Source organism: Chondrinema litorale (genome assembly GCF_026250525.1).
GTDB lineage: Bacteria > Bacteroidota > Bacteroidia > Cytophagales > Flammeovirgaceae > Chondrinema > Chondrinema litorale.
This window is the reverse complement of record NZ_CP111053.1, coordinates 85155-102933: the sequence shown is the minus strand read 5'-3', so window position 1 is coordinate 102933 and position 17779 is coordinate 85155. Positions and strand designations below refer to the sequence as shown.

Annotated in this window: 15 protein-coding genes; 9 read left to right on the top strand and 6 right to left on the bottom strand. The window is 36.0% G+C overall.

Going from position 1 to position 17779, the window contains the following annotated elements; all coding sequences use genetic code 11:
- Positions 1 to 4 precede the first annotated feature (4 nt).
- From OQ292_RS32540 to OQ292_RS32525, 4 genes are read left to right on the top strand one after another with little or no spacing between them, the layout of a single operon-like run.
- On the top strand, positions 5 to 775 hold the full coding sequence (locus OQ292_RS32540; RefSeq protein WP_284688468.1) for a 3-ketoacyl-ACP reductase: 771 nt from the start codon (positions 5 to 7) through the stop codon (positions 773 to 775).
- A gap of 59 nt (positions 776 to 834) precedes the next feature.
- Entirely contained in the window at positions 835 to 1005 is a 171-nt protein-coding gene (locus OQ292_RS32535) for a hypothetical protein (RefSeq protein ID WP_284688467.1), read from the top strand.
- A complete protein-coding gene (locus OQ292_RS32530; RefSeq protein WP_284688466.1) occupies positions 1002 to 2414 on the top strand; it encodes a sodium:solute symporter family protein in 1413 nt (470 codons plus the stop codon). The genes OQ292_RS32535 and OQ292_RS32530 overlap by 4 nt, the downstream gene beginning before the upstream one ends.
- Positions 2415 to 2439: 25 nt before the next feature.
- Positions 2440 to 3672 (top strand): Gfo/Idh/MocA family protein, encoded by a 1233-nt coding sequence (locus tag OQ292_RS32525; RefSeq protein ID WP_284688465.1) that lies wholly within the window; start codon positions 2440 to 2442, stop codon positions 3670 to 3672.
- A 119-nt stretch (positions 3673 to 3791) separates the two neighbouring features.
- Here OQ292_RS32525 and OQ292_RS32520 read toward each other — a convergent pair whose 3' ends face one another.
- From OQ292_RS32520 to OQ292_RS32505, 4 genes are all read right to left on the bottom strand, one after another.
- Positions 3792 to 4505 (bottom strand): IS1595 family transposase, encoded by a 714-nt coding sequence (locus OQ292_RS32520; protein WP_284683380.1) that lies wholly within the window; start codon positions 4503 to 4505, stop codon positions 3792 to 3794.
- Positions 4506 to 5034: 529 nt separating this feature from the next.
- Positions 5035 to 6585, bottom strand: a complete 1551-nt coding sequence (locus OQ292_RS32515; RefSeq protein WP_284688464.1) for a PQQ-dependent sugar dehydrogenase — start codon at positions 6583 to 6585, stop codon at positions 5035 to 5037.
- Positions 6586 to 6680: 95 nt separating this feature from the next.
- Complete coding sequence (locus OQ292_RS32510) at positions 6681 to 7643, bottom strand: sugar phosphate isomerase/epimerase family protein (RefSeq protein WP_284688463.1); 963 nt, start codon at positions 7641 to 7643, stop codon at positions 6681 to 6683.
- A 205-nt stretch (positions 7644 to 7848) separates the two neighbouring features.
- Complete coding sequence (locus OQ292_RS32505) at positions 7849 to 9990, bottom strand: outer membrane protein assembly factor BamB family protein (protein ID WP_284688462.1); 2142 nt, start codon at positions 9988 to 9990, stop codon at positions 7849 to 7851.
- 230 nt (positions 9991 to 10220) lie between these two features.
- Here OQ292_RS32505 and OQ292_RS32500 point away from each other — a divergent pair, with 230 nt between their 5' ends.
- The 5 genes from OQ292_RS32500 (at position 10221) to OQ292_RS32480 (ending at position 15543) form a co-directional block, all read left to right on the top strand.
- On the top strand, positions 10221 to 12128 hold the full coding sequence (locus tag OQ292_RS32500) for a sulfatase-like hydrolase/transferase (protein WP_284688461.1): 1908 nt from the start codon (positions 10221 to 10223) through the stop codon (positions 12126 to 12128).
- 102 nt (positions 12129 to 12230) lie between these two features.
- Positions 12231 to 13361: a glycoside hydrolase family 5 protein gene (locus tag OQ292_RS32495; RefSeq protein WP_284688460.1), complete on the top strand. Its 1131-nt coding sequence runs from the start codon at positions 12231 to 12233 to the stop codon at positions 13359 to 13361.
- An 18-nt stretch (positions 13362 to 13379) separates the two neighbouring features.
- Positions 13380 to 14321, top strand: coding sequence for a diacylglycerol/lipid kinase family protein (locus OQ292_RS32490; protein WP_284688459.1), 942 nt, complete (start codon positions 13380 to 13382; stop codon positions 14319 to 14321).
- Between the two features lie 287 nt (positions 14322 to 14608).
- The gene (locus tag OQ292_RS32485) at positions 14609 to 15049 is read left to right on the top strand and encodes a helix-turn-helix domain-containing protein (RefSeq protein ID WP_284688458.1); all 441 of its coding nucleotides are present in this window, start codon (positions 14609 to 14611) and stop codon (positions 15047 to 15049) included.
- 11 nt (positions 15050 to 15060) lie between these two features.
- Positions 15061 to 15543, top strand: a complete 483-nt coding sequence (locus OQ292_RS32480) for a hypothetical protein (RefSeq protein WP_284688457.1) — start codon at positions 15061 to 15063, stop codon at positions 15541 to 15543.
- Positions 15544 to 15795: 252 nt separating this feature from the next.
- Here the strand turns inward: OQ292_RS32480 and OQ292_RS32475 are convergent, their stop codons facing one another.
- Both OQ292_RS32475 and OQ292_RS32470 read right to left on the bottom strand, forming a co-directional pair.
- Positions 15796 to 16674 (bottom strand): pirin family protein, encoded by an 879-nt coding sequence (locus OQ292_RS32475; protein WP_284688456.1) that lies wholly within the window; start codon positions 16672 to 16674, stop codon positions 15796 to 15798.
- The gene (locus tag OQ292_RS32470; RefSeq protein ID WP_284688455.1) at positions 16674 to 17384 is read right to left on the bottom strand and encodes a pirin family protein; all 711 of its coding nucleotides are present in this window, start codon (positions 17382 to 17384) and stop codon (positions 16674 to 16676) included. Before OQ292_RS32470 ends, OQ292_RS32475 begins: the two co-directional genes overlap by 1 nt.
- Positions 17385 to 17779 lie beyond the last annotated feature (395 nt).

Below are 17779 nucleotides of genomic sequence, written 5' to 3'. Positions count from 1 at the left end.
GGCTATGGAACCAACTGCATTAATTACTGGTGGTAGTCGTGGTATCGGCTTAGGCATTGCAGAAGCTTTGGCAAAGAAAGGTTTCAATATCGCAATAAACGGAGTAAGACCAGAAGAAAAAGTAAGTCAGGTTTTAGAACAGCTTCGAGAGTTTGATATAAAAGTGATTTACTGCCAAGGAAATATTGCTGAAACTGAAGATAGAGCCAACATTTTGGGCAAAGTGAAACAAGAGTTTGGTTACCTGAATTTATTGGTAAACAATGCCGGAGTAGCTCCCAAACTGAGAAATGATATTCTCTATACTACAGAAGACAGCTACGATTATGTGATGGATATCAATCTAAAAGGAGTTTATTTTCTCACTCAATCAGTAGCAAATTGGATGGTTTTATTAAAAGAAGAAAACCCTGAATTTAAAGCTTCCATAATCACAATCTCTTCTATTTCAGCCACTGTGGCTTCTGTAAATCGCGGAGAATATTGCTTATCTAAAGCAGGCTTGGCAATGCTTACTCAACTTTTTGCTAGCAGGTTAGGTGAGTTCGATATTCCAGTTTTCGAAGTGAGACCGGGAGTTATCCAAACTGATATGACTGCCGGAGTAAAGGCAAAATATGATAAAATGTTTGAAGAAGGCTTAAGTATCCAAGCTCGGTGGGGATTGCCAGAAGATATTGGCAAAACGGTAGCAGCTATTGCAACAGGTGCTTTCCCCTACTCCACGGGTCAGGTATTTATGGTAGATGGCGGTATGACAATCCAAAGACTATGAAAATGAAAAACAATAAACAACTCTACTGGAGAATCTGTCAAGTTACGGCTGTAATGCTTATGGCAACAACTTTCACAACGGTGGTTATTCCACCGGGAACGTTTGTGCCTTCCATTTTAGGTATGCCTTACACATTGTGGCTGGGCATTGTAGTAAGTATTATTTTGGTGTTACTCACCTATTTCGCTACACGATTTCATCCAGATAGTCAAAAAACAGATTCAGAATGATACAAACACTCATTATAATAGCGGCTATTTATTTGGCTGCCTTGGTTATTTTATCATTACTAACAAGACAAAAAGAAAAGAGTACCTCAAACTATTTATTGGCTGGCTCAAAAGTGGGTTCTGTATTGGGTATGTTTACATTTGCCGCTACACTTTTCAGTACTTTTACCTTAATCGGAATGCCCGATTTTTTTAGAACTCATGGTGTGGGTTCATGGATTTTTCTGGCATTTTCAGATACGGCAATGGTCTTTTTAATTGTCTGGTTGGGCTTGTATGTACGCAAGAAAGCACGAGTTAATAATTTTAAAGGCATGTCTGGCTTAATGGCGCAATGTTTCCAAAGCAAGTTTGCCGGTTATGTTACCTTTATCGGTGCTTTTATATTTCTCACACCTTATGTTTCAATCCAAATAAGAGGAATCGCCATTTTTTTACATGCTACTTTTCCAGATACTTTGCCTGTTTGGGGTTGGGCTTCACTCATGATTTTGGTGATGTTACTTTACAGCGAAACAGGAGGATTAAAGGCGATTATCTATAGTGATATGTTACAAGGAATTCTTCTCTTAATTGTGATTTGTGTGATCGGATATAATTGCCTCAGTTACTTCGGAAATATGGAAGCCATGTTTGAGCAAGTAGAGAAAACCAAAAGTGAGTTGTTGTCTGTGCCGGGGCCGCAAGGTTTGTTTACCCCACAGTTTTTGTTCGCTTCTTTTCTAGCGATTATCATGATTCCATTTACACAACCTCAGGTGGCGACTAGAATCATCATCATGAAAGACAATAACTCTCTGTTTAGAATGGCGATCGGTGTTGGCTTTTTTGCCATTGTAATTATATTACCAACCATGCTTATTGGAATGTATGGAGCTGTAAAGTATCCCGATTTATCCACTGCCGACTTTATTAGTAAAGTGATTATTGATGATCAGACACAGTCTATCGCAGCTTTTGCCATAATAGGTTTAATTGCTGCTGCCATTTCTACCTCCGACTCTCAGATTTTTGCCTTAGGTGGTGAGCTGCGCTCTTTGTTAGATGGAGAGGATAAACAAATGCTTAAAATCACGCGGATAGGTATTGTTTTCTTTGCTTTGGTGGCATTGGTTTTCTCTTTAATAAGTAGCGATCAACTGGTTTTATTGGCGCGAACAAGTTTTGCCGGAACTGCGCTAATGGCACCCATGATTTTCACTGGAATTTTTCTTAGAAAACACACTGGGAAAGTAATGCCATATGCTACATCTTTTTCCATGTTCGTCTTTATTTTATCCCTTTTAGGGGTAATTCCTTCTTTTTATTTTGGAATTAGACTTGATTTGTTATTGTTTACATTTGTATCGGCTACAGGTATACTCAATGCATTGCTCAATAAAGAAAAAGAGCCTGTATATCAGGTTTAAAGTATAAAATTTTAAACCCAAGAATATGAAAAAAGACAGAAAAGAGTTAGTCCGCAGGGATTTTCTCAAAAGCAGTGCAATTGCAGGAACTGGAATTGCTTTAGGTCTATCAGCATTCCCCAATGTTGTAAAAAGTTACAATCAAGATATAGTTAGAATTGGTGTAGTTGGAACAGGAGGAAGAGGTAATTGGCTGATAAAGCAGACTCAGTCTTCACCTGATATTAAAATTGTTGCTTGTTGCGATTTAATTCCCGAAAGATTAGAAACGGGAATGTCTCTGGCAGACGAAAAAGCCAAATCTTATAGCGATTATCGTAAACTCATCGATGACAAATCTATTGATGCCTTAATTATTGCTACACCATTGAGCGTGCATTACGAAGTTGCGATGGCTGCCTTAGATGCTGGAAAGCATGTTTTCTGTGAGAAAACCATGACTCATAACATTGAACAGACAGTAAATTTATCTCATAAAGTAAAAAATTCTAATTTGGTTTTCCAGATGGGTTTTCAGCAGAGAATGAGTCCTTTGTTTCATAGAATTTATGAGATTATTTCTGGTGGATATATTGGCGATATTCAACATATCTATGCATCGTGGAATAGAAATGGAGATTGGCGCAGAGCAGTAAAAGACCCTAAATTAGAAAAGTTGATTAACTGGCGCATGTATCGCGAATACTCTGGTGGATTAATGGCAGAACTTTGCGCGCATCAGATTGATGTAGTAAACTGGATGTTAGATAGTAAGCCTGTAAAAGTTGTTGGTTCAGGCGGCATTAATTATTGGAAAGATGGTAGAGAAACTTACGATAATGTGAATACAATTTTTGATTATCCGAATGGAACAAAAGCCACTTATACCAGCCTCACGACCAATTCTTATGAAGCATTTTCAGTAAAATTTTATGGAACAAAAGCTACTTTAGAAATTCACCGAAGAGATGGACAAAGAGCAGTAATTTATCCCGAACCAATACAAGGAGCAAACGATAGTGTAGACGGAGTTTCTTCTGCCACTAAAAAGGTTTTAGAAGCGGGTGAAGGTATCCCGGTAGTTGCAGAATTTGAAAGTGAGGATGATGCTTTACCAACAAGCAGATCATTAGCTGATTTTGCAAAATGTATCATTGAAAGCAAAAAACCGCAAGCAGATATAGTGAGTGGACATAATACGGCTATTGCAGTACATATGGGTAACCAAGCAATGCGAGAGCAAAAAACGATGGAATGGGGAGATAAATATGATTTATAATAATGAAAGAATGATTAACAAAAGCCGGTTGTTTTAGAGCAACCGGCTTTTTTATTCTATTTGGTAACTTTAAGTAGGTCTTAAAATAATTAATGATTATCCGTATTCTTACCACAAGCTCAAGTGAGCGTACAAGCAATTAATATTCTGTCAAAAATATCATTTTCAAAGTATCTTCTATTGAGTTTGTAACAGAACTCATCTAGATAATTCTGTAGATACCCTGGCCTTGTATGCTGATATATCCCTTGTAGGACTTTCTTTGCATTCCCAATGGCTGTATGTACCCAAGGTAGTTTGATATGGGCCTGTTTTGAGGGCACTTTTTCCACATCCATCTCGAACTCTCCTGTCAGTGACTGATAGGTTGAATAGCCATCTGTAATCATCTTGGCATTCTGGGCAACATGCCGGGTAATCGTATTTCTAGCAGTTTCTACTGTAAAATCAGCGCATACAGCCATTTTGAAATACTTGCACCTTTTAGAAGGGCGGTGTTTTTTAGGCTGTAGCACCACCTCTGTCTGTGCAAAGACCATCGCCATGGTCTGCTTCTGGCTCCCCCTTCCCCGCTTTCTCTCCTCTTCCTTCTGCCCCTCGGGTACTAGTGTTTCAAAGAACCCTTCGTCTACCTCAATATTGCCTCCCAGCAAGTAGTGGTTGTCCCGTTGGCCCATCGCAGAGCGTATTTTGTGCATCATTGCCCAGATAGGTTCATAGCGCTTATGATTGAGCTGCCTCTGCACATTACAGGCAGAAGAACCTTTCTTGCTACAGCCCATCAGCCAGATAGCAACGAACCAGTAGCGAAACGGAAGTTTGGAAGCTTCCATGATGGTGCCACTGCGGAGGCCTGTCCTAAAACTGCATGACTTGCATTGGTACATCTGCTTGCTATTTAGCCAGTAATGCTCTTGGCTACCGCATTTCTTGCAACAAACACCTGCTTTATCCCTGATTTCCTTGAAACCCTCACGGCATACCTACTCATTGCGGTACGCTTCCATGAATTCAATAATACTATCCATAATGACCTGTTTTTGAGCTAATTTCGAAGCGCAGACCATACCCTATTTACTTTGTGGTAGCTTTACGGATAATCATTAAATAATTTAAAGTATTGACCTTGGTCAAATTGCGTTAAGAATTTTTAGTATGATTGCGTGAAAAAAAATCTGTTGTTTGAGCAAAGCGAGTTTCGGATTTTTTAGAAATCATAATAGAAATTCAGCAAATTTGTCCAAAGTCTTGAGCTTTTGGTCCTTTTGTGTCAAGTTAAAAGGACAATAAAAGATTTCCTTATTATCTAACAGTCAGTTTGTTATAAATGATTGTACCATAAAATTCCAAATCAAAAATGGGTTACAACTTCAATCCTTTTCTTGCTTCCCCTACCTCAGCAGGCAAAATTGCACTAGCATCATTTCCAAAATTACTTCTGATGTAGGTGAGAATTTGCGCAATACTTTCATCTTCTAGCGAAGAAGCATAGCCCGGCATTTCTTGCTCATACATTTCACCATTTACTTTTATCGCTTCAGAAGTTCCATTTAATACGATAGAGGCCAAACGGTCTGTACTACCAGTTACCCAATCAGTTTTGGCTAGTGGTGGAATTAATCCAGATGAGCCTTGCCCATTTGCTTGATGGCAGGAAGCACAATGTTGGAGATATAAATTTTCTCCGCTTTGCGCATCCTCTGCACTTACCATTCTGTTTTGAACGGATGCCTGCAACTCAATTTCTTTCATATCTTTTTCGAGCAAAAGAGGTTTTTCTGGTTTAAGCTCAGCCAGTACAGATGAGCTCACTTTGGAAAGCTTAATAATTTTATCGAAACCTTTTAAAGGCAAATGATCATACATTTCCGGCATATATTTAGGGTGCCAGTCTTGGTTACTGGTTGCCAAATAAACGTCTCCCTCTGGCGAAACACAAATATCTCTAATTCTGCCAAAGGTTTTCTGGAAATAGATTTCGTGATTGATTACATGCTTCCCTTCTTCGTCTAACTTTAAAACCCTAACCGATCTGCCTTTAAGTGCACCTACTATAATGCTGTTTTTCCATTCTGGAATTTGATCGTGATTGTAATAAGCTATGCCAGATGGAGCAATGGTGGGCGTCCAAGCGTAAAGTGGTTCGGTAATGCTAGAATCTTTACAATAGTCTTGTTCATTACTTTTATCGCAGAAGCCTTCTACATTTGGCCAACCATAGTTATTGCCTGCTTCGATTAGGTTTAGTTCGTCATCATTGTTAGGACCATGCTCGGAGCTATAAAGCAAACCGTTTTTGCCAAATGCCAAACCTTGTGGGTTTCTGTGCCCCCAACTGTAGATATAAGAATCTTTTATTGGGTTATCATCAGGGATACTGCCATCGAGATTTAATCGCAGAATTTTTCCTGAAATAAGCGATACATCTTGGCTACCTTTGGTATTTCCAGCATCTCCTGTAGAAAGGAAAATTTTTCTATTGTCACTAATCAAAATCCTAGAACCATTGTGAAAGGTTTTTCCGGGAATATTATCGAGCAATGTAATCGGTTCTAAAAGTGTATCTTGCTTAGCATCATAAGAATATCTCACCAATCTCGATTTGGTTTCATCTTTAAACAACTCCTCCCCTTTTACTATAAAAGTATAATGTAGATACACATAAGGGTTTTGCTCAAAGTCTGGATGTATGGCCATACCCAACAATCCCCTCGATTTTTGATAATGCACTTCTGGTATGTAGAGTAATTGTTTAAGCTCTTTAGTCTCTTGATTTACTTTGCTTACTGTACCTTTTTGCTCTGTATACCAAATGTAATTGTCTGGTCCCCAAGTAATTTCCCATGGTATTTCTAAATCGGCAGCTACTTCAGATATTAAAATCTCAGAGTTTTCAAGAGAGAGTTGAGCCATGTAAAATTGACTAAGCTCGGTTGTATTAGTTGTTTTTTTTTGTTGGCATGAAGTAAAAAAAGCTAGTATTAATAATGCAAAACAGTAGTTTGTTTTCAGACGGATTTCCATAATGTTTGTATGCTATTTAGGTCTTTTTTCATTTTCATAAATATTTCTTCTTTTGGAATGTGAATATCTTTTCCACCATGTTCTGCACCGCCTAAATCATACTCCATGTGTAGAGATACTGGCACCTGGATATTATATTTTTTTAGTAGAGAGAAATACTCTGTAAAATTCACCATGCCCTCACCGATTGGTACATTCACAGCTTCCCAACCTTTGTCGGTTTGCATCCATTTAAAGTCTTTGAGCACAATGGTTTTTATCTTAGGAGCAATAAGTCGCAAGCCTGTTTGCCAAGATTTCCCACCTTCTACAGTCGCATGTCTGATGTCATACTGGCAGCCCATGCTGTGTGGATTACTGTCTTTTAATAATTCCCACACCTCCCAAATAGCAGCTCCCACATATCTGCCAGAATGGTTTTGGTAAGCTCCAATAATTCCGGTTTTCTTATTGAGTTCTGAAAGCTTTTTAATTTGAGTTTGGAATGATTGCATGGCTTTCGGGATGCTAATTTCTTCTGAATAATGCAGCCAATTTGATCTGTAATAATTGATTCCTAAATCTGATGCAGTTTCTAGAATATCTTTGGTGTACGGTTCATCCGCACTACTAATGGCAGTCGTAATGGTGGTTGCTTTTAAGCCAGCATCTTTAATGGCTTTTACAGCTTTTGGTAAATCTTTTTTCGCATTTTCGGGCAGTACATGTCCTTTTGGTCTTACAGTAATATCTAATCCGGCAAAGCCCATTTCGGCAGCGGCTTCAGCCATTTCATTGTAGTTCAAGAACTGTAGATGCTTAGAAAAAATGTGGATTTCCAGCTCATTGTCTGGATGCTGTTTTTGAGCGTTTTGATTTGCTTGGGAGAATAAGGGAACAAATGGCAACGCAGCAGAAAGCATACTACTTTTCTGAATAAATTCCCTTCGGGTAAATTCCATTTTCATATAAAAGCTAATAGTTAGTTTTCAGAAAAAAATGCTGAAAACGTAGTAAAAAAGTATTGAAAGATATGACTCAATTTATAAAATAAATGAGCCTTGTAAAAGCAAAAAGAGTGTGATTGAAGACTTTATCTTACTGAATCTGAATCAGTTTTTTTTAGTCTCAACTACACCCTTTTGTCTTCATTACTAATAAATAAGTTATTTTTTATGGCAAACTAAAAGCTACATATTTATCACCAGAAGCAGTTCCCATTTTGCCTCCTCCGCAGGCAATTACAACATATTGTTTTCCATTTACAGAATAGGTTGAAGGTGTTGCATAGCCGCCCGCAGGTAGCTTGTATTTCCAAAGTTCTTCTCCTGTCTTTTTATTAAATGCCCTGATATATTCATCTTGCGCAGCTCCAATAAAAATAAGATCGCCAGTAGTAACAATTGGGCCGCCATAGTTTTCAGTACCTGTTTTAGAAATGCCTCTTTTTGTTAGCTCTTCAAACTCTCCTAAAGGAACTTGCCAAGCAATTTCGCCTTTATTCAAGTCGATGGCAGAAAGTGTTCCCCAAGGTGGAGTAATTACCGGGTAACCTTCTGGCAATAAAAAGCGATTGTAACCTGTGTGTGTATAAGGTACTACACCTTCATTAGAAAACTTGCCAATTTCATGTACATCTTTAGGTTGAATTTTGGTGTCTTCGTGAAACAAAAATGCCAAAATTGCTTCTTTTTCTTCAGATTTGATATGACCAAAACCCGGCATAAATCCTTTTCCATTATTAATAATATGTTTTACCTCATCTCTTTTTAATCTCTCTACCACATTATTAAGCGGTGGATAAGAACCTGTAGCATCACCTTGTAACTCTTGGCCATGGCAAGCCGCACAGTTTAACTTATAGATGGCTTTACCAACATCTGCTAGCAAATCAGTTTGGGTATTTTCTTTTTCAATTTCAATCATTTGATGAAGCCAAGGCATCTCATTGGCATTGATATACAACATGCCTGTTTCAGGATCGTAAGCTTGTCCACCCCATTCTGCACCTCCATCAAAACCAGGGAAAATAATCATGCCTTCAGTACTTGGAGGAATAAAAGGCTGACCAGTACGAACTTTGCTCATCAAGTCATTTAATGAATCTGCATATTCTGGAAAGAAATTATGAAGATCATTTGCGGTCATTTTCTGGCGGGTAAATGGCTCAGGTTTTATTGGAAAAGGTTGAGTTGCCCAAGTTTCTTCACCAATTAAATCTGTTTTTGGTACAGGTTTTTCTTCGATCGGAAAAATTGGTTCGCCAGTTTCTCTATCTAGCACAAACAGTAATCCCGATTTGGTTGCCTGACTCAGGGCATCTATCTTTTTTCCATCTTTCTCAACAGTAATCAAATTTGGAGGGCAAGGCAAATCTCTATCCCAGAGATCGTGATGTACTGTTTGGAAATGCCATATTCTTTCACCAGTTTCGGTATTTAATGCGAGAATACAATTGGCAAATAGGTTTTCACCTTTCCGGTTTCCTCCCCAAAAATCAAATGAAGCAGAACCAGTTGGAATGTACACCATTCCTCTCTCTTCATCGAGAGACATGCCCGACCAAGAATTTGCTCCACCTAATCTCTGCCAACCATCTTCTGGCCAAGTTTCGTAACCATACTCTCCCGGATGAGGAATGGTGTGGAATGTCCAAACAGTCTCACCGGTTTTGGCATTGTAGGCTCTAATATGTCCCGGGCCTGCATCAGAATTTTCTGAGACAGTTGTGCCCATTATAATCAGGTCTTTATAAATGATTCCTGGAGTGGTGCTGGCAACATAAAAAGAAGAATCATTTTCTCTTAAACCTTCCTTTAAAGATACTGAACCATTATTACCAAAATCAGCCATCATTTCACCAGTTTCAGCATTCAAACAAAAAAGTGTAGCACCAGAGGCAAAATACAATCTTTTTTGCTTGCCATTTTGCCAAAATGTTACTCCTCTGCTTATATTTTCTCCATGTGCATCATGATCTGCCGGGTTAAATTTCCATTTTTCCTTTCCGGTAATAGCATCAACTGCAAAAGCTTTTACTTTGGGTGAAGTGCCATACATCACTCCATCAATAATAATTGGGTTACATTGCATTTGAGAGCGATTATCGTCAGATGCATCGCCAGTACTGTAAGTCCAAACTGGTTTAAGTTGAGTTACATTTTCGGTATTAATTTGATCTAATCGAGCATATTGCTGACTAGATTTATCACCCAGATAAACTGGCCAATTTACATTTTCGGATGTAATTTTTTTTTCTGTACATGCCGAAACTATACATATAAAAGAAAGTAAAAAAAGTCTTTTGATTTGCATGGATGAAGTAGCGTTGAAAGTATTTGTGATTAGGAGATTGAAAAAGTGGTATTGAGAGATTTTAATATATAAAAAAAATTCAATTGAGATCAACTTATTAATCTACAAGAAGCATCATTATTTTATCTTTTCTAAATGAAAACCTCTAATAAGGGAAAATTTAGGCCAGAAACAGGATAACACAGGTCAGAGGAAGATTTTGAATAGCTTAATTTTCTTCAAAAATTATAATGAAATTAACCAGTCTAATCTGCATTTTTCAAGTACTTTTAATCTCTGGATGTACTTTTACTAACTCAAAAAAAGAAAGCCTTCCTCCTCCTAACATCGTTTGGATTAATGCTGAAGATATTAGCCCTGCTTTTGGTTGTTACGGTGATAATTTTGCCATTACACCAAATACTGATGCATTGGCAAGTAAAGGAATTGTCTACAAAAAAGCTTTTGCTACAGCGCCCATTTGTGCTCCTTCTCGATCTTGTTTGGCTACAGGCTTATATGCCACTTCTATGGGTACACAACATTTACGATCTGTAACACCCAAACCAGAATTTATTAAAACCTTACCAGAAATGCTTAGAAATGAGGGTTATTTCACCAGTTTATCAGGTAAAACAGATTATAATTTTGACCCAACTGGAGTTTGGGAATATTGGGAAAATGATAATACACCGTGGAAAAAAAGAAAAGAAGGACAGCCTTTTTATAGCATGTTTGTGTTTGGTTTAAGCCACGAAGGTGCAGGAAATATTCGAGAAAAATATGAAAGTTCAGTGGAGGATTTGCCTAAAGAAATGTTTCATGACCCGGCAAAAGTGAAAGTGCCACCCTACTATCCAGATAATGAAAAAGCCAGAGAATTGTGGGCAAGATATTACGATTTGGTGAGTGCTTTTGATCAAAAAGTTGGTGAAGTGGTTGAAAACTTAGAAGCAGATGGTTTGATGGAGAACACCTTCATTTTTGTTTTTGCCGATCATGGTTTTGGCATGCCAAGATACAAGCGTTGGTTAAATGAAACAGGTTTAAAAGTTCCGTTGGTTGTTTACACACCCGAAAAATATAAATCTTATTTTTCTGAAAGCCCCGGAAGCACCACAGAAGATTTGGTGAGTTTTGTTGATTTTGTTCCCACAACTTTGAGTCTCGCTGGAATTCCAAAAACTGAATATATGCCCGGAAATGCTTTTTTGGGACCATTTAGAAAAGATACTAGAGAATATGTATTTGGTGCACGTAGCCGTGCGGATGATATGTTCGAAACTTCTCGCTCGGTGAGAAATGATCGGTTTATGTATATCAGGCATTATCAGCCTCAATATCCATATATACAAGATGGTTATATTTTTTCTGATGTGAAGGAGGTATTCAAATTATTGAGAGAAGAGCACGAAGCAGCAACTTTACCTGCAGCTTCTGAACGCATGTGGCATAAAAAGCCAAATGAGGAATTATATGATTTGGAGAATGATCCTTACGAATTGAATAACTTGGCTGAATCTGATGAGTATCAATTGGTAAAAGACAGTTTAAGAGATGAACTTAAAAATTGGATATTTGAAACCAGAGATATTGGTTTTTTGCCTGAGGCTGAATATATGATTAGATCAACTGGTTCTACTCCTTATCAATATGCTCAAAGTAATAATTATGATTTAGCGGCAATATACAATGCAGCCGAAATGGTGGGGAAAGCTAGTAAAGAAGAATTTGAAGCGAATTTACAAAGTGAAGATAGTGGAGTGCGCTTTTGGAGTGTAATTGGATTGTTAAATCTTGGAGAGCGAGCAAAGAGTTCTCTAAAAGTATTATTAGAAGTATTAGAAAATGATAGTTCTCCAAGTGTTCAAATTGCTGCTGCTGAAACCTTATGCAAGTTAGGGAATTGCGAAAATGCCATTCCAGTTTTAGAAAAATATCTTAAAGATGATCGTGTTTGGGTAGCATTACAGGCAGCCAGAACAACACAATTGATCAAAGAAGAGGCAAAACCACTAGTTCCCGTAATTAATGAAGTGCTAAAAAAATATCGTGGAGAAGATGGTGCAAAGTTTAAATACAAAGACTTTAATTATGCAGCATTTATTAGCTGGCCACTAGAGTGGTCTCTTAAAACTATGGGTGAGCAGGTTCCTTAGATTTCAAATAAAAATCAGTCATTTTAGCAAGAAAATACAGTTCTAGTAGGTAATTCTGTTTATTCATTTGTAATTTCATAGTGATAATGATTAACTATGAAAATGAAAAGAATTTTAACACTAGTAGCAATCTTTTTGCTTCTAACAAGCTGTACAACACCCACTTCAGATACAATTGTATCTCGTACAGAAAAGGAACTTCCTAAACCAAATAGATTCGATATAATGCGGGGAGTAAATATTTCGCATTGGTTATCTCAAAGTGATCGGAGAGGCAAAGAACGTGTCGAATGGTTTCAGGAAGATGATGTTGTCTTTATAAAAAAAGCTGGTTTTGACCATATTAGATTGCCAATTGACGAAGAGCAAATGTGGGATGCAGATGGCAATAAAGAAAAAGAAGCATTTGAGCTCTTACATAATGGCATTAACTGGGCATTAAAAAATGATCTAAAAGTGATCGTCGATCTACACATTCTTCGCTCACATCATTTCAATAATGAGATAAAACCACTTTTTACAGAACAAGCTGCTCAGGAAAAATTTTATACTTGTTGGAAAGAGCTTTCTGGTGAATTAAAAAAATACCCAAAAGAATCTGTTGCTTACGAATTGATGAACGAACCCGTAGCAGACAACCCAGAAGATTGGAATAAGATTGTAACAAATGCGGTGGCGACTGTAAGAAAGTTAGAGCCAAAAAGAAAAATTTTGGTGGGTTCTAATCGCTGGCAATCTACCGATACTTTTGATGATCTGAAGTTACCTGAAAACGACCCTAATATTATAGTAAGTTTTCATTTTTATACACCAATGGCACTCACTCACTACAAAGCTCCTTGGATGGTTCATAAATCTTATGATGGACCAGTAAACTACCCTGGAGAGATTGTAAAAGAAGAAGATATTGCCGATTTAGATGCAAACCTGAAAGCTGTTCTTAGAAATTTTGGTGGCACATATAATAAAGATAGTCTTGAAAACCTCATCATAAAACCGGTTAAATTTGCTCAAAAAAGAAATTTACAAGTTTATTGTGGAGAATGGGGCTGTTTAAAAACACTTCCAGAAGATACGATGTTAAAGTGGTATAAAGATGTTAAAACTACCTTAGAAGACCATAATGTTTCATGGACGATATGGGACTATAAAGGAAGTTTTGGTATACGATACGGAGAAAACAACCAACCAGATACTGATTTAATAAAATTGCTTACTGGGGTTGAATTATAGAGACTTAAATAACAGACATTGAAAAAAGTATTATTTGTAATCAATCCGATTGCTGGAGGTGAGAAAAAAGATATATTTCTTTCTAAATTAGAAGCTTTCGCAGATGAAAATGAGCTTGACTATCAAATTTACAAGACAACTGGTAAAGACGACGAACAACACGTTCACAAAATTATAGTGGAAGATAAACCTGAAATTGCTGTTGCAATTGGAGGTGATGGAACACTTTTAATGGTGGCAAGATGTATTCTTCATACTAATGCAAAGTTGGGGATTATTCCTTTTGGTTCTGCCAATGGTATGGCTACAGAACTACAAATACCTACTGACAAAGAAGAAGCACTTAAACTCATATTAGAAGGTAAAGAAGTTTTAATTGATACACTACTAATTGATGGTAAACATACCTGCTTACATATTGGTGATGTAGGTTTTAATGCAAAGGTTATCAAAAGGTTTGAGGAGGATAAAACAAGAGGCTTGTTAAGTTATGCCAAAAACTTTTTTAGAGAGTGGAAATTCTCTCAAAGAATGAAATGTATATTAACAACAGAGAATGGCGTGCGAAAAATAAAATGTCATATGATCGCTTTTGCTAATGCCAGAAAATATGGAACAGGTGCCGTACTGAATCCAATTGGAAAATTAGACGACGGATTTTTTGAACTTTGTATTTTAAAAACCATTTCATTTAAAGTTTTGCTATTGTTAATTCTTACCTTTTTTACGGGAGCTCTTTACAAAACGAGATTTGCTAAAATTATACAATGTAAAGAAGCTAGAATTAAACTTAAAAGGAATAGAAAGATGCTTGTACAAGTAGATGGAGAAATTATAGGAGAACAGAATTCTGTTAAGATTGAAATAGTACCAAAGAGTCTTAGAATAATTGTACCAGCTGTTTCAAGTTCATCTTTTCTTGATTATTTAGTGGCAAAAATTGAGTACGAAAAGGGGTAAAACTTTCATTTCTACTATTTTTTTTTTTCTTTAGTGATATCAAAAATTTAGGAGTTAGTAATAATTTATTTTTTTAAAACTCCTATATACTATCCTATTTGCGCTGCGTAGAAGATAAAAATTACCTGTTTACAGGGATATTCAATTCGATCTAAAAGCACTAACTTCCCGAGACATTTAAACGATTCAAACACTCTCCTTTCAATCAGATAGAAGAATCTAATTCTAACTAACTATCAACTATCATCCAATTTATTATTCATTTTGATTAAGAATTATAGAGTCCTATGAAACCAATTAAAATCATACTTGCATCGAATAAAAAATTGATAGTTCAGAGTATTGAGTGCGTGATGTCTGCTCAACCTCAACTTTATGTAGTAGGTAAAGCATATAGTTTAGATCAATTGGTAACATGCCTAAAGTCTTTTAATGCAGATATTTTGCTTTTGGATCAGCAAATGTTAGATGATCTTTACGTTTGGAAAAACCAGTCACCTAAAATGATAAAAGCTGGTATTAAAGTGTTACTTCTGATCGATAAAAATAATGATAGAAAAAGAGGTAACTTACCTGGTTTTAAGCCTGAAAGTAACGCTTATTGGGAAAATGGTCCTAAAGAATTAATTAAGGAAATTTTGAAAATGTCTAATTTTGAAAAGCCATCTAAGTCTAGTGATACTGGATTTAGCTACGATTTTTTTATTCATGGATTTAATCTGAATTAAGTTAATGGATTATGGCTGGAAAATTTAATATAATTCTTGCAGGCAAAAGACAACTAATTTTAGATGGCCTTAAAGAAAAAATAAACGCAGACAAACATCCAAACATAATAACAATTGAAACCTCCACCAGAAGTTTGGTAAATCAAATAAAAATTACTTTTCCAGATATTGTTATTATTGATCAGATATTGTTTTCTGAAATGCTTTACACAAGTTATCAGGATGTTTTAAAAAAATTCTCCCCTTGGGTTAAAATGATTTTAATAACTGAGAGTCAAACATTGGTAAATTTAAAATATTACCTTCAGTTTGGGTTCCAATCCATCGTACTTGTAGAAAATGATATTGATGAATTAGTAACTGCGATTAGGAAAACTAAGCAAGGTGAGTATTATTTTAGCCCAGAAGTATTAAAAGTATTAATTGAAGATTATACACATCCAAGATCAGATACATACTCTACCATATTTGGGGAATCTAAGGTTAGAATCTGATCTGTAGTTCGCGAGAAGTTGATTGTATTTTTTCAATAATTAATAAATTAACAGTATGACTACATTGAGATAATATAGATTTCCTAGTTTTGTGGCAAATTTTTGCCTTTTTTAGCATGAATTTTGAAATTATTAAGCAGATTTGAAACAATAATTTGTTATTGATACGTATAAAAAAGTGTATAAAATATTGTGATTGTTGTAGTTTTAATAATTGATGAAAACCCGGATGTATCATCCGGGCTTTTTTTTTTAAAATTCCTCAATTAAAACACCCATCTTACCCAATTGAAAATCTCTCATTGCCGTCATAATTTCTGTTTGAGTATTCATAACAAATGGACCATGAGAAACTACAGGTTCATTAATTGGTTTACCTGCTATTAACAAAAATTGTATATTTTCTTCTTTGGCATAAATTGTAATTTGATCACCGTCATTTTCAAAGTACATCAAATTTAAATCGTCAATAACACCAAAGTTTTTCACATGTGCTTTACCCTTTATAAAATAAACAGATGCATTATAATCTGTAGGAATATCTATCTTAACTTTTCCATTACTTTTTACTTCTCCCCACAAAATAAGCATAGGAGAAAAACTTATTACAGGTCCTTTAACATTATTAAACTCACCTGTTACAACTTTAACTTCAGAGAGTCCATCTTCACCAGAAACAATTGGCAAGGCTTCTTTAGAGAAAGCCTGATAAAGAGGCTGATCCATTTTATTAATTTGAGGAGTATTTACCCATAATTGAATAATTTCCTGTACACCTCCATTTTCCGCCAATTTTTTTGAAGGTCTTTCACTATGGTTAATACCCATTCCGGCATTTAACCATTGTACTCCTCCAGCTTCTACCACACTACTATTTCCTCTTGAGTCTCTGTGATGCACATCACCTTCGATTATGAAAGTTACTGGTGAAAATCCTCTGTGAGGATGTGGAGAAACCCCCATGTTTCTTGGATGACTACCCCCTTCTATTGTTGTTTTATGATGGTGTAACAACAAAAAAGGATTTATCTGATCTACACTTTGAGTTGGGAAAGGCTGCCTTACAGGCATCTCTCCCATTGTAACTTCTTGTGCATACATTATTTGTTTTACACTTCTATTTTTCATCATTATACAGTCATAGGAACATCCATTAATAAAACTTCTACATTTTTGCTTGCTTTTACATTAAAACTCTCTGCGTCCCAAATACCTAGTCCATCTCTAGTATCAAGGGCATTACCATTAACCTCAATACTTCCATCCAACACAAAAATATATACGCCATTTCCCTCTTTTTGTATTTGGTAGTCTAGAGAATTACCTGCCTCAATTTTACCTAAACTAAAATAAGCATCCTGATTAATCCATACAGCTCCTTCTTTATCTGGAGCAACAACTGTTTGCCATTTGTTTACCCTTAATTCAGGATCTACTGTAATTTGATCGTATCTTGGTTTAATATTTTTTTCTTTAGGAAAAACCCAAATTTGAAGAAAATTCACATTGCTTTCTTCACTCTTGTTATACTCTGAGTGAAAAACACCAGTGCCAGCACTCATTATTTGAACATCATTCTTTTTGATAACAAAGGTATTACCCATGCTATCTTTGTGTTCTAAAGCACCTTCTAGTGGTATTGAAATAATCTCCATATTGTCATGCGGATGCGTACCAAAACCTCTTCCACCTTCTACTATGTCGTCGTTTAATACACGTAGCACGCCAAAGTGAACTCTTTCTGGGTTATAATAATTTGCAAAACTAAAAGTATGGTGAGAATCTAACCATCCGTGATTTGCGTGACCTCTAGTATCTGCTTTATGCAATATAGTTTTCATAATTTCTCCATTTATTTGTTTAAAATAAGCGTCATAAATAATTGCACAACTAGCACTTTTCTAAATTTAGATCAAGTAAAATAACAATGAATAAAAGTGTATTTCACTCCTAAATTGATAGAAAATTTGGCTATTTATTTGAGCTAGCCAAGCTTAATCTTTGTGAATTATCCATCGATTTATATTTCAAAATTAGTGACTGATATGCCTAGAATAAATGGCAAAACACACGATAAAATGGTAAAAATTACTGAATGAGTATAAAAGAAGATGCGATTATGCCTTTTTGAGGGCTATATTGATGGTGATTTTTTATGGTATTTTTAAAAGTGTTAATTGACTTATTTAGAGAATTGTAACTATTAAAATGTAGAAAAACAGCTCTTGTTTTGTTT